Here is a 13,997-nt window from a genome sequence, read left to right as displayed (position 1 = left end):
TTACTTAGGTGAATGGTAAATCAGATTAATCGCAAATTTCTCCAATAAGTGCGCGTATTCAGGACGCGGATAAAGTAAATAGGTATAAATTTCACCCGCAACCGGCACATCTTGAGCTAAAAACTCATGGTCTAAATAGACGGCGATACGGGTTTTGGTTCGTGCATATTCACCACATAAAGGAGGATAGTTGCCAGCGCGATCACCACTTTCACTAATTAAGGGGATTTGATAGTGGCTAGAACCAATTAAGCTCGAATAGGCCCAATAAGGCTCGATATCTCGACAAAACAGACTATGAGTTGGATGGAAAACATTCAGATCTGAATCTGCAGGTTGGTAGTAATTTGGTTGGATGTGGCGTACGTCAAAAATATAGTTAAATAGGCCGATGGGATAAAACTCTTGCTGGGCATTGAGCATCAGATAATCGAAATTTAAGCTTTGATACTGATATTCACCGGTATCTACGTTCAAGCGTGATTCTGCGCCAACTCGTTGATCAAATAAACTGAACGCCATCTCTTGGCCATTTTCGTTACTGGTAATGTGATAAATCATCAAATCGGAATAAAAATGAGAGGGATAATGATGACGCAGCTGCCAACTGGCGGTTTTTCCGGCTGGAAAGTGTAAGTGAATTTGTTCATCTTGCTGCTGATAGGTGGCCACGATTCTCATCTCATCTAGCTGCGGGCAGCGTCGTCGATGGTTAGCTGCCGCGTACCAGACGTTACCTTCTTTGAGTTCGAATAACTCACACTGTAAAACATGAAACGGGTAACGCTGGCTGCCAAGGGTTCTAGTGGTATTAATTCGATATAAGGGTTGATCGATTAACATATCGCTTAGCGGTGGCTGTGGTGTAATTGCAGGCAACGAAAAATGTGCCGTCACCCAATTTTCAGACTCTAATCCATGTTGATTATCATTAGCTGAGATACTGAGCCTTAGCTCGCTTTCTTGACTGTCAGCGATACCTGTCAGGGTTAAGGGTGTTAAACTACGTACTTGTAGTGCGCGACTATTAAGTTCAACCCGATAGCTGAGTAAATCGCCATCTGGATCAATAAATAAAGGTTCAATAGCAACGGAATAATGGATCGCGCTGCCGTGTGGTAATACCCAACCAGCGATCTGTTGCTGAAGCTGCTCATAGTAGGTTTGGTTAATATGAGGAGGACGATTTTTGGTCGTGTCTGGGGCCGTCTTGGCTATATCTCTTCTCTGGCGATCTGTTAGTGAATGAAATTCTTCAATCGTCATATTCTCATCGTTAACTGGCTGCGTAACGCTCTCTGATGGCGTTGCCTCCAAGACAGGTTGCTTAGGATCCAGATTAATCACCATGTTGAGCTCATGGCTTAGTTGAAGTTCAATCATCTCTTCTTGGCGTGAGCGCGGTGATAAACCCAGCGTTACGGCCATTGTTGATGGTTCAATTTTTTTACTGACAAGTGTGGTAGATTCGGCAGCGGATGGTTGACTTGACCATTGCCAGTAGATAAGAGTTAAGCAACTAAGGCCAATCAATCCAACTAGGTATCTCATTATTGATGCATCCGCAGTTGTAACCACGATTGAGCAAATTTAAGATCTTTTTCGATTAAGCTGGTGCTGCACTCTAACAGTTGACTTATTTCGTTGATTTTTAAGCCAAGAAAATATTTTAACTTTAACGCGTTGGATTGCCTTGGGTAGCGAACCGTAAAGCTATCTAAGGTTTGATCGAGCAAAATCAGCTGTTCAACATTCGCTTCTGCTGGGGTAGGGAGCGATACTGTCGCCTGGCGCTTCTGAGCTTGCACTGTTCTGGCATGATCAATCAATATTTGCCCCATGACTTTAGCGGCGAGCAGTAAAAATTCACGTTGATGGCGAATCTGTTGTAAATCGGCTTGCGCTAATTTGATGTAGGCTTCATGAACCAGTACGGTGGTATTGTATAACTCCTCACTTAATACCGGATTATCGTGACCATATTTAGCGATGTTTTTACGCCGTTCTTGTTCGGCTAAACGGCGAAGTTGTTGATAGGCCAACTGATATAACTGCGCTTCGGCCTCTTTATCCCCTTGCTGCCACTGGTGTAAGATCTGGGTAAAGTGATTCATTTAGTTTTTATCTCATGGTGTTGTTTGGTGAACTCGCTGGCGTGAAGTAGTTGTAAGGTTTCACTGCCATCTTGGGCTCGAATTTTTTGCTGTTGTAAGCGATACAAAATTCCTTGATCCCAGCGCTCTCCAGCAGGCAGATACTCCCAACTGACAATCTGTCTACCTTGTTCCGCATCATACCAAGTGACGCTGGTGTTGAGCTGGGCAAGCTGGACATAAGGCTCTGGATTATTACGCCACCACATGGCAGGAAACTGAGCGGAGATATCTTCGCGATAGTCGTTGATCTGCGCTGGGCAGTTTGGTTGATGCTGTGGGCCGAGCTTAATCGCATTCGGTGAGATAAGCAGACAACGATATTCGATACCATTTTGTTGATAGAAGGTTTGTCGCCAAATACCCGATAGGTTGATTCGGTCACCTTTCTGTTGTGGGTAAGTGAAGGCTAAAGTTTGCCCTAAATTATGATGACTAATATGCTGGTTTGGGCCTAAACCTTGTACTTTTTCGATCAATAACTGGCTCTCAGGGTGAAAACTTAGCGCAATAGTACGATATTTCCAGTCGCCTTCATCGTCGTGATCTTCGACATAAAAGCCACTTAAATCATTGTTAGTGCAACCGGTAAGGGCACAGCCAAGTAGCCCTTGGCGATCAACAAAAGGTTGCAAAGGCTCGGTTGATTGCGAGGTAATAGCCCCCTTGATATCGAGATGACAATTTTGAAAATAGTCGCCGGGCGAGGGGTATTCAGTGACGCCATCGTTGTCAATCGAAAAGATAATACGGCCAATGGGAGGTTGGTAGTCTGGGTGAAATTGACGATCCAGATCATGCAAACAGACTCTTCCATGCCAGTCGCGTTTTTGAATCATGGTATTGATTAATCGCTGATCTTGAGGATGAAAAATAACCTCTGCGACATCTTGAACCGTAGCTGTACCATTTTGAGTACCACTAGCTAAGCAAGATAGGCTTACCAAGCACAATAAGCCCATCAAAAATTGAGTAAATTTAAGCCGCGAGCAGAGGATAGTGATGATCATTGACATTGGTTATCAGAGCAATTGAGTATGAGTTTTTGTTTAGGTACGTTCGGAGCCACTAAGGCTGCCAGTAGTTTTTGTTTAATGTGTTGTGGTATCTCTTGGCTAGACAGTAGTGATCGCCGAGTCATATCTAGCATTCCTTCGAGAGTGAGTGACTCTCCCTGTGCGTACTGTGCGTGATGCATCAGGGTGGTTAATTGCAACAATATCTTTTCTGTGATTTGTTGTTCTTGCTGTAATTGTCGGTTTTTTTCGATCAGCGTATAAGTGAACATCATCACCAAGCAAACGAGAAGTAAACTGAGTGCACTAAGCATGGGGCGACGTCGAATAAAGCAACTTAGTACGTGCCACGGTTGCTCAGACTGTTGTTTAATCGGACGATGTGCAAGCAGCGCATCAATGTCTTGTCGCAGCTCGCCAACAGTTTGATATCTTTCGGTAGTATGCTCTGCTGTCGCTTGGTTTATGATCAGGGTTAAAGTTGCAGTCAGTGACCCCACAGGAATTATGCTCGCCAGCACTTTGCCTAATGAATACACGTCACTTTGTTGAGTTAAATAATCGCCCCGTTTTTGTTCAGGGCTGGCATAGTCGGCACTGTAAGCTTTAAATTCAAATTGTGGTTTATCACCATGGCCCTCACGCAATTTTTGCGTGAGGTTAAAATCAATTAGTTTTAATTGATGCTGTTCGGTGACGAGAATATTTTCGGGTTTAAGATCGGCATGCAGGATATGATGATCATGCGCATGCTCAATGGCACGACATAACTGACTAAATAATTGTAATCGCTGGTGCAGGTTAAGCTGATAATGTTGGAGGTGAGCGTTGAACGCTAGGCCATCAATGCGCTCCATCACCATATAAACCTGATCATTATAAATGCCGCCATCAAATACCTTAGCGATAGCAGGATGATTCAGTTTAGCCAGTAACTGCGCCTCGTTAAATAACATTCGAGAACCCAATACTTGGTTCATGGTCGGTTGAATAAATTTAATCGCCAACTGTTGTTCGAAAGAATCATCCGCTCGATGGGCGGCATAGACAACGCCCACGCCACCTCGACCAATCTCCTCGGTTAACTGATATTTATCGATGCGCAAATTGGAATAGTCTTGTCTTGAGCTAGACCAAGTCTGGGCATGATCAGTTAATAGTTGGCTCAAAGAAAAGGTCGACGTTGTTTTTGAAGCCAACAAAGTCACCAATTGTTGATAGAGAGCGGAATTCTGCCGTTGTAATGATTCAAGCCACTGATTTTGATCCGATTCTGATAGATCGAGGTAATCATAAAAGCACTGAGTAATGGAGGCTGGGTAGGGCACGAAGTTTGGTTTTTATTATTATGAATTTGAATTAGTTTAACCAACTTAGTTACATAAAGAAATACATCATATTGCAGTGACTTAATGAAGAGTGCCCTTATCGGCGTCATTCCATTCAGCAATAGCCGTAATCACTGTCTATACTTTGCTCATTGGTAGCCGCTCTGTTATGGGGCATGCGCTATTACTAACTGGAGGCGTTAGCATGAGTAAAGGTATTAAATTATTAATTATCAGCTGGTTAAGTTTGTTTTTTTCTGCACCACTGTGGGCTAATGTGACGTGGCAAGGCCATTGTCGAGACCGAATCCCCTATCTTTATTTTGAAAATGGTCAGTGTAAAGGGCCGGGTGGGGATGTGATCACTCAAGTCATTGGTAAATTAGGCCATCAAGTTCAGTGGACGCAAGTGCCTTGGGCGAGAACGATTGGTGTTGCACCACAAGGCGGTGTTGACTTAATCCCCTTACACTCCATGGATGAGGAGCGTGAGGTCTATTTACATCCACTACTCATGGGTTATGGTCAAAGAGAGGTCTTTTACTTTACCCGTAAAAACTCTGATATCGATGCTAAAGATTTTGATGAAATCGTCAGTAAAGGGTATGTGGTTGGTGCATTAAATGGCAGTTTTTATAGTTCGCAATTTAATCAAAATACCGATCGGCTACGGACTATTTTTGTCACTAGTGGCGATCAAATTATTAATATGCTCAAGGCGGGACGATTTGATTTGGCTATCACTTCGGAGCAGCATGGACTTGACGTATTTGAAAGTGATCCCGAACTAAGAAAAATCAGTTATACGGATGTTTCGCTCAATGGACGCTTTTTTAGTGTGCCTAAACGCTCAGCAAACTATCAATACATTAATCAATTAGAGGCGGCATTGACTGAAATGCGCCGTTCAGGGGAAATTACGCGGATATTTGAGTCTTACGGTTTAGAGGCGCCGATTCAACAAGAGTGATTACGTTAAGATAAGTGTATAAACAAAAACTGCGAGCCAAAATGTCAGCTCGCAGTTTTATTAGGAGGAGACGTTACCGCATGGTAACAAATTCTTCACTGCCCGTTGGGTGAATAGCCACTACCGAATCAAAGTCAGCTTTCGTCGCGCCCATCTTCATTGCAACCGCAAAACCTTGAATCATTTCATCCACCGTAAAGCCAATACCATGTAAACCGACCACGGTTTCTTCGGGGCCCGCGCAGACTAATTTCATTTTGCATGGCTGGCGATGAGAGGTGACTGCGGTATACATAGCAGTAAAGCTCGATGTATAGACTTTGACCTGATCGGCGCCATACTTAGCGATCGCATCAGGTTCGGTTAAGCCAATGGTGCCAATCGGTGGGTGACTAAAGACCACGGTAGGCACTAAATCATAATCCATTTTCGCTTCAGGTTTGTTGTTGAACAAACGCTCAGACAACTGACGACCCGCTTTGACGGCCACGGGGGTCAACTCAATACCGCCTTCCATAATATCGCCGACACAGTAAATGCCTTCAACATTGGTATTTTGGTATTGATCGACTTTAATGTAGCCTTGCTCATTAGTCGCTACGCCAGTGGCAGCAAGATTAATCGCATCAGTCGCGGGATGACGGCCAATCGCCCAGATCAGGGTGTCGACATTGCAGCTTTGGCCATTTTCAAGATGCAGTGTCAGGCTGCCATCGGCCTCTTTAATTACTTGTTTTGGCACGCTATGGGTGTGCAGCGTTGGCCCTTCCGTTTTCATTACTTCGGTTAAGGTATCGATGATCATCGGATCAAAGCTGCGCAGTGGTGATTCTTTACGTACAAACAAGTGGGTCTCTGTGCCAAGGGCATGCAGTACCCCAGCTATCTCAACCGCAATATAACCAGCGCCGACCACGGCTACGCGTTTCGGTTGCTCGGTTAACTCAAAGAAACCGTTGGAATCAATACCGTATTCTGCGCCAGGAATGTTTGGAATGGTTGGTCGGCCACCCACGGCAATCAAAATATGATCGGCAGTATAGTGCTGACCTTCGACTTCGATGGTTTTGGCATCAATAAAACGGGCAAAACCACGAATAACATGCACTTTGTTATTACCGAGCACGCGATCGTAAGATTGATGAATGCGACCAATATAGGCTTGGCGGCTTTCAATCAGTTTTGACCAATCTAGACCATTAACCTTGACATCAAAGCCGTAGTCTTTCGCGTAAAGCTGCATTGCTTCGGCAATTTGAGCGCCATGCCACATGACTTTTTTCGGCACACAGCCGACATTCACACAAGTGCCACCGAGATCTTTCGCTTCAATCAAAGCGACTTTTGCGCCATACATTGCCGCACGGTTCGCCGAGGCGATGCCACCGCTGCCGCCGCCAATACAGATATAATCAAAATGTGTTGTCATTCCTTTCTCCGTTATTCTTTTCAGTGCTTTATTAAGTAGATTGGGTCAGTTTATTCTGGAACAACCCATTCGACTTTAAAATGACCCGTTGCGGGAGCGATGGCTTGCTTGAGAAACGGCAGAATGGTTTGCATTTCACTCTCCAGTTTCCACGGCGGGTTAATTACAATCATCCCTGACGCGGTCATACCGCGTTGGTTGGTATCGGGTGCTACGCCAAGCTCAATTTGTAATATTTTACGAATGCCAAGGTTAGCTAGCCCATCTAACATATCATCAATATCGCAGCGGTTAACCACGGGATACCAAATCGCATAAATGCCCGTTGACCAACGTTTATGGCTTTGCGCGATGGCTTGCACTACATCGCGATACTCTTTGGCCAGCTCATAAGGCGGATCAATCAGCACCAAACCGCGGCGTTCTTTCGGCGGTAAGCTGGCTTTTAAGCGTGCAAAGCCGTCTTGTTTGTAAATCGCCACTTGGCGATCACGGGCAAATTCTTGCTCCAGTAATGGGTAATCACTGGGATGCAGCTCGCTGAGTACCATGCGGTCTTGGGCACGAAGGTGAGCACGAGCGATGCGTGGTGAACCTGGGTAATAGCGTAGCTCCTCGCCTTGGTTGAGTGCTTTAACTGCCTCCAGATAACTGTCTATTTCAGCGGGCGTGTCTGCCTGCTGCCATAATCGGCCAATCCCTTGTTTGTATTCTCCGGTTTTTTCTGACCACTCGTGGGTTAAATCGTAGCGCCCAACGCCAGAATGAGTATCGTGATAAACAAATGGCGTCTCTTTTTGCTGTAACGCATTGAGAATAAGACTTTGTACGATATGCTTTAATACATCAGCGTGGTTGCCAGCATGAAAACTGTGACGATAACTTAGCAAAATGAGCTCTCAAAACACCCTGAGCGAGTGTGGCTAGTGAATCAAATAATATCGCCTGATTATATACTCAAAAGCGTTTCAGGTGCAGATTGGTGATACGTCAGTCTGAGCGAGGTGAGTTGATGATATCTCCTTCGTACTTAAAGCTGCTGCGGTGTTGGCGACGTTCATTCACCTCAGTCATATCGTTTGTCTATGCTCATGGGGATTGATTCACTGGCCGCCTACCTACAACTCCAAGTCGTTTGGGACAGTGGGGTGAAAGTTAGCTTAAGATCGTCAATCTTGTGGTGATTTTAAGTCATAATACTTAAGTCGCTATTGAAATTTTGCTTCACCACCCCGATTTACTTTCTCATAACAAGAACCTTCTTACTTTGCTAATCCAAATAGGAAGGAGAGCGACACGTCTTAACTCAAAAGGAATGTTATATGTCAAACCCTCTTCTCACGTTCACGGACTTACCGCCGTTTTCTGCCATTAAACCTGAGCATGTAAAACCTGCGGTTGAACAGGTGATTGAAGCTTGCCGCACTAAAATTAACCAAGTTCTTGAGGGTAACACTCAACCTTCATGGGCGAGTGTGATTGCGCCGATTGAAGAAGTCGATGATCGCTTAAGCCGAGTGTGGTCGCCTGTTAGTCACATGAATTCCGTTGTTAATAGTGATGAGCTACGTGACGCTTATGAAAGCTGTCTGCCTCTGCTGTCTGAGTACAGCACTTGGGTTGGACAACACAAAGGGCTGTTTGACGCCTATAAAGCCATTAAAGCCAGTCCAGAGTTTGCAACCTTAACTCGAGCTCAGCAAAAAACCATCGACGATGGCCTGCGTGATTTTGAGCTTTCAGGGATTGGCTTACCTGCCGCGGAGCAGAAACGCTATGGTGAGATCAGTAAGCGCATGTCCGAGTTAGGTTCAAAGTTTTCTAATAACGTGCTTGATGCCACCATGGGCTGGAGTAAACAGATCTCCGATGTTGAGCAGTTAGCAGGTATGCCAGAATCGGCCCTTGCTGCAGCGAAAGCGGCCGCAGAAGCGAAAGGGTTAGAAGGGTATTTATTGACTCTAGAGATGCCTTCTTATCTACCCGTGATGACCTATTGTGATAACCAAGCTCTGCGTCAAGAGTTGTACGAAGCGTACGTGACGCGAGCATCGGATCGCGGCCCTAACGCTGGTCAATGGGACAACAGCGAAATCATCGCTGAGAAACTCAAGCTACGCCATGAAATTGCTCGGATGTTAGGGTTTAACTCTTACAGTGAAAAATCATTAGCGACCAAAATGGCGGAAACCCCAGATCAAGTGTTGGGCTTCCTGAATGATTTGGCGGCTAAAGCCAAGCCTCAAGGCGAGCGTGAAGTAGAAGCCTTACGCCAATTTGCTGAGCAAGAATATGGCGTGTCTGAGCTGCAATTATGGGATGTGGCTTACTACAGTGAGAAGCAAAAACAGCACTTGTTTAACATTTCCGATGAAGAATTGCGTCCTTATTTCCCTGAAACAACGGTAGTCAAAGGCTTATTTGAAGTGCTTCACCGTGTGTTCGGTATGTCGGTTAAAGAGCGTGCAGGGGTGGATACTTGGCATCCTTCGGTACGTTTCTTTGATATTTTTGATTCCAACCATACCCTGCGTGGTAGCTTCTATCTTGATCTGTACGCTCGTGAGCATAAACGGGGCGGTGCTTGGATGGACGATTGCCGTGGCCGTCGTGTGACGCAAAATGGTGAATTGCAAACGCCAGTGGCTTATTTAACCTGTAATTTCAACCGTCCAGTCGGCGATAAACCAGCCTTATTTACTCATGACGAAGTGGTGACTTTATTCCACGAATTTGGTCACGGTATTCATCATATGCTGACTCAAGTTGAAGTGGGTTCAGTGTCTGGCATCAATGGTGTGCCTTGGGATGCGGTTGAGTTACCGAGTCAATTTTTAGAAAACTGGTGCTGGGAAGAAGAGGCATTGACCTTTATTTCAGGTCATTACCAAACCGGTGAACCGCTGCCAAAAGCCATGCTGGATAAAATGCTCGCTGCGAAGAACTTCCAATCGGCGATGTTTATTCTGCGTCAATTGGAATTCGGTCTGTTCGACTTTACGCTTCATACCACCTACGACCCAGAAGTAGGGCCAAGAGTGCTAGAAACCTTAGCTGAGGTGAAGAAAAAGATCTCAGTATTACCAAGCTTAGAGTGGAACCGTTTCTCTCACAGCTTTAGCCATATTTTTGCTGGTGGTTATAGCGCCGGTTACTACAGCTATTTATGGGCTGAGGTGTTGTCTGCCGATGCGTTCTCACGCTTTGAAGAAGAGGGCATTTTTAATACTCAAACCGGACAAAGCTTCCTAGAAAACATTCTTGAAATGGGCGGCAGTGAAGAGCCTATGGAGCTATTCAAGCGTTTTCGTGGTCGTGAACCACAAATCGACGCTATGCTACGCCATGCCGGGATCGCCGCTTAAATACACGTCAAGTGAACATCACTTAGAAGGGCTGCACATGCAGCCCTTTTCTATTCCATCACTCGATGATCACGATGAAAAGGGGACTTATGACGTCATTTGGTTATCCCATCGTTTAAGAGTATAATCGTACAAATTATGTATAAATAAACAGTAGATTAGCCATGATGGATCCCTCTCTTTTGCTCGATGGTCTCAACGATAAACAGCGCGAAGCCGTTGCCGCCCCTTTAGAAAATCTATTAGTGTTGGCAGGAGCGGGCAGTGGCAAAACACGGGTACTAGTACATCGTATTGCTTGGTTAATCTCGGTTGAACAAGCGTCGCCATTTTCGGTCATGTCGGTGACGTTTACCAATAAAGCCGCTGCAGAAATGCGCGGACGAATTGAAGAGCTAATGCAAGGCAGCGCATCAGGGATGTGGAATGGTACTTTCCATGGCATTTGTCACCGTATCTTACGTGCTCACTATTTAGACGCCAATTTGCCGGAAGATTTTCAAATCTTAGATTCTGAAGATCAACTGCGTTTATTACGCCGTTTAATCAAAGCGCAAAATCTTGATGAGAAACAGTGGCCCGCTAAACAGGTTTGTTGGTGGATCAATGGCAAAAAAGACGAAGGATTACGTCCGCGGCATATTGATGTTTACCGCGATCCGGTGACGCAAACCTATCTGCAGTTGTACAGCGCTTATCAAGAAGCGTGCGACCGAGCGGGGTTGGTCGATTTTGCCGAAATTTTATTGCGTACTCACGAGCTTTTGCGTGATAAACAGCACATTCGCCAACACTATCAAGCGCGTTTCAAACATATTCTGGTCGACGAATTTCAAGATACCAATAATATTCAGTACGCTTGGCTACGCATGTTAGCTGGGCCTGAATGCCATGTGATGATTGTGGGTGATGACGATCAATCGATTTATGGCTGGCGCGGAGCGAATATCGCCAATATTGAAAAATTCACCTTGGAATTTCCGAGTGTTAACACCATTCGTCTTGAGCAAAACTACCGTTCAACCAAAACCATTTTGCAGGCCTCGAACGCCTTGATTGCCAATAACACCGAGCGGATGGGGAAAGAGCTATGGACCGATGGTAATGAAGGTGAACGGATCTCGGTGTACTCTGCTTATAACGATTTGGATGAAGCCCGCTTTACGGTGACCAAAATTAAAGAGTGGCGAGATAACGGCGGTTTACTCAATGATTGTGCGATGCTTTATCGCAATAACGCTCAGTCACGGGTATTGGAAGAGGCGTTAATTCAAGCTGGTCTACCTTATCGCATCTATGGCGGGATGCGCTTTTTTGAACGCCAAGAGATCAAAGATTCGCTGAGCTATTTACGTTTAATCGCGAATCGTCATGATGATTCGGCTTTTGAACGAGTGATCAATACTCCGGTGCGAGGTCTGGGTGATAAAACGCTGGAAACCATTCGTTTTGCCGCCCGTGATCGCGGCTGTACTTTGTGGGATGCCAGTATTGCGTTATTGAATGAGCAAGTGCTAACCGGGCGCGCTGCGGGAGCTTTGAGCCGCTTTGTTGAGCTGATTAATGCCTTGGAAGATGATAGCGCTGAGATGCCTCTTTACGTACAAACGGACCACGTGATCAAAACGTCAGGTTTATACGCCATGTATGAACAAGAGAAAGGCGAAAAATCTAAGGCGCGAATCGAAAACTTGGAGGAATTGGTCACCGCCACACGTCAGTTTGAAAAACCGGAAGAAGCTGATGAGATGAGCATGCTAACCGCATTTTTAACCCATGCTGCACTGGAAGCTGGAGAAGGGCAAGCGGATGAGTTTGATGATGCGGTGCAATTGATGACATTACACAGCGCGAAAGGACTCGAATTTCCTTTGGTGTTTATGGTTGGCGTCGAAGAGGGTATGTTCCCGAGCCAAATGTCCGCTGAAGAAGCGGGGCGTTTAGAAGAAGAGCGCCGTCTGTGTTATGTCGGCATGACGCGAGCGATGCAAAAGTTATACATCACCCATGCAGAAATTCGCCGTTTGTATGGCCAAGATAAGTACCACAAGCCATCACGTTTTATTCGCGAACTACCTGAGCAGTGTTTAGATGAAGTGCGTATGAAAGCGCAAGTCAGCAGACCCACTAGCAGTGGCCGGTTTAGCACTAGCGCGGTGAAAGAGAATTTTAATGAAACGGGCTTTAGTTTAGGGGCGCGAGTGCGGCATCCGAAATTCGGTGAAGGTACGATCATCAACTTTGAAGGCAGTGGCCCACAGAGCAGAGTGCAAGTTGCGTTTAATGGTGAAGGGATTAAATGGCTGGTCACCGCTTATGCTCGACTAGAAAAAGCCTAACGTTTTTCAGCGTTACCAAACAAGTGGGTAACGCTGATTACCGATAAAAGAAAACCCCGCGGGCAAAGCCTGCGGGGTTAGGGTCTTACTTGCAGCAATCCAGCTGCTCAATCGGTGCTCCCTGCATCAATTCCTTGACAGTATGCCATATCCTTTAGCGTAATCCGTCCATCGCCTTCCTAGCGGTGTCCTTTATCATCCTGATCTACTAACCATCCTGTTAGTTCGCTTACTTGTTCCCTGAGCAGTGTCCTTGACATCATCCTGATGTTCAATCCTTGCCTCATCCAGAGGAGTCCATTGTCATTCCGTTGTCGTTACCATCCTAGTAACGAGTGCATCCTTTCAATGTCCCTGTGCAGTCCTTGCTGATGATTAATCCTTAACCATCACTCGTCATCCTGACGTTTACTGTCCGTAGTAATTTCTGTTCCGTGTCAGCATCCTTCCGACACCACCCATATTACGCTTTTAAGCGGCTTCAACAAGAGACTAAAAATAAATGCACAATAAATTCCATGCTATATGTTTTGTTTTAAAGTTTTTAAATTCAGATAGTTATGGGTTGTTTAGTGGCGTTACTCTAGAGAGAAAACGATGTTGGCTTACTTATTTGTGCGAGATCGCTTACAAAAGGGCAAGCCAATCTTCCTCTTTGCTCGCTGAGCTCGAAGATCGATTAGGATTGATAAAACAAGCCGATCAGCGCTTGAGAGAGAATCATTAAGCCAATTAGGCTGAAAATAATCCCACATAATAAATCAATATAGCGGCTTGCTCGTTGCAATTTACGCTGCAAGCGCTCGGTTGATAGCATCCACGCTAGTGCGGCAAACCACAGCAGTGAGATAGCCCATAGAATCAGTAACGCCATCCCTTTACCTTGTAGTGACATATTGGCTGGCACTAACGTTGACATCAAACTGATGAAAAAAACCAAGGCCTTAGGATTAAACAGATTGGTAATTAAGCCACGAGAAAACGCTTGTCGCTTATTATTCAGTAGCAATTCTGTGCGCTGGGAGATAACCCCACTGTCTGTTTTCCAGTGTTGCATGGTATGGCGTAATGCATTGCTGCCCAGATAGAGTAAGTAACTACCACCAGCGACTTGGACAAGTGCAAACAGCAAGGGCTGTTGATGAACAAGATAGCTGACTCCCGTTAAGCTTAATAACGAGTGAAGCAAGATGCCGCAGGAGAGCCCGAGGGCAATATAAAGCCCAGTGTGGCGACCATAGCGAGTGGCGTTTTGAATCACCAGCGCCATATCTGGCCCCGGACTCATCAAAGCAATGAAATGGACACTGGCTAAAGTGATTAATAAGCTGATTTCATTCATGGTTATTGGCTCAAAAAATTGGAGAGAATCAAGAATGCCAGATTAAACCGCTGTG

Annotated in this window: 10 protein-coding genes; 3 read left to right on the top strand and 7 right to left on the bottom strand. The window is 45.4% G+C overall.

Annotated features, from left to right (window positions below; genetic code table 11):
• The 4 genes from FKQ60_RS10485 to FKQ60_RS10470 are packed head-to-tail and all read right to left on the bottom strand — an operon-like array spanning window position 1 to window position 4,497.
• Window positions 1-1,551, bottom strand: a complete 1,551-nt coding sequence (locus tag FKQ60_RS10485; protein ID WP_170906482.1) for a hypothetical protein — start codon at window positions 1,549-1,551, stop codon at window positions 1-3.
• On the bottom strand, window positions 1,551-2,114 hold the full coding sequence (locus FKQ60_RS10480; RefSeq protein WP_170906481.1) for an ECF-type sigma factor: 564 nt from the start codon (window positions 2,112-2,114) through the stop codon (window positions 1,551-1,553). The genes FKQ60_RS10485 and FKQ60_RS10480 overlap by 1 nt, the downstream gene beginning before the upstream one ends.
• On the bottom strand, window positions 2,111-3,169 hold the full coding sequence (locus FKQ60_RS10475; protein ID WP_170906480.1) for a hypothetical protein: 1,059 nt from the start codon (window positions 3,167-3,169) through the stop codon (window positions 2,111-2,113). Before FKQ60_RS10475 ends, FKQ60_RS10480 begins: the two co-directional genes overlap by 4 nt.
• A complete protein-coding gene (locus FKQ60_RS10470; RefSeq protein WP_170906479.1) occupies window positions 3,160-4,497 on the bottom strand; it encodes a serine/threonine-protein kinase in 1,338 nt (445 codons plus the stop codon). Before FKQ60_RS10470 ends, FKQ60_RS10475 begins: the two co-directional genes overlap by 10 nt.
• A gap of 205 nt (window positions 4,498-4,702) precedes the next feature.
• Between FKQ60_RS10470 and FKQ60_RS10465 the strand changes: the two genes are divergently transcribed.
• Window positions 4,703-5,467 (top strand): transporter substrate-binding domain-containing protein, encoded by a 765-nt coding sequence (locus FKQ60_RS10465; protein ID WP_158137580.1) that lies wholly within the window; start codon window positions 4,703-4,705, stop codon window positions 5,465-5,467.
• Between the two features lie 73 nt (window positions 5,468-5,540).
• Here the strand turns inward: FKQ60_RS10465 and gorA are convergent, their stop codons facing one another.
• On the bottom strand, window positions 5,541-6,896 hold the full coding sequence (gene gorA / locus FKQ60_RS10460) for a glutathione-disulfide reductase (protein WP_170905470.1): 1,356 nt from the start codon (window positions 6,894-6,896) through the stop codon (window positions 5,541-5,543).
• Between the two features lie 50 nt (window positions 6,897-6,946).
• Entirely contained in the window at window positions 6,947-7,786 is an 840-nt protein-coding gene (locus FKQ60_RS10455) for a 23S rRNA (adenine(2030)-N(6))-methyltransferase RlmJ (protein ID WP_170905471.1), read from the bottom strand.
• Between the two features lie 432 nt (window positions 7,787-8,218).
• Between FKQ60_RS10455 and prlC the strand changes: the two genes are divergently transcribed.
• Complete coding sequence (prlC, locus tag FKQ60_RS10450; protein WP_170906478.1) at window positions 8,219-10,261, top strand: oligopeptidase A; 2,043 nt, start codon at window positions 8,219-8,221, stop codon at window positions 10,259-10,261.
• Between the two features lie 164 nt (window positions 10,262-10,425).
• A complete protein-coding gene (gene uvrD, locus FKQ60_RS10445; RefSeq protein ID WP_158137584.1) occupies window positions 10,426-12,600 on the top strand; it encodes a DNA helicase II in 2,175 nt (724 codons plus the stop codon).
• Between the two features lie 679 nt (window positions 12,601-13,279).
• Here uvrD and FKQ60_RS10440 read toward each other — a convergent pair.
• Window positions 13,280-13,942 carry a LysE family translocator gene (locus FKQ60_RS10440; RefSeq protein WP_170906477.1) on the bottom strand — a complete coding sequence of 221 codons (663 nt, stop codon included), beginning with the start codon at window positions 13,940-13,942 and terminating at the stop codon, window positions 13,280-13,282.
• Window positions 13,943-13,997: the final 55 nt, after the last annotated feature.

Origin of the sequence: Vibrio sp. A11 (assembly GCF_013048705.1) — a bacterium.
GTDB lineage: Bacteria > Pseudomonadota > Gammaproteobacteria > Enterobacterales > Vibrionaceae > Vibrio > Vibrio metschnikovii.
Note: the sequence above shows the minus strand (reverse complement) of the source record. Positions and strands in the feature narration are given on the sequence as shown.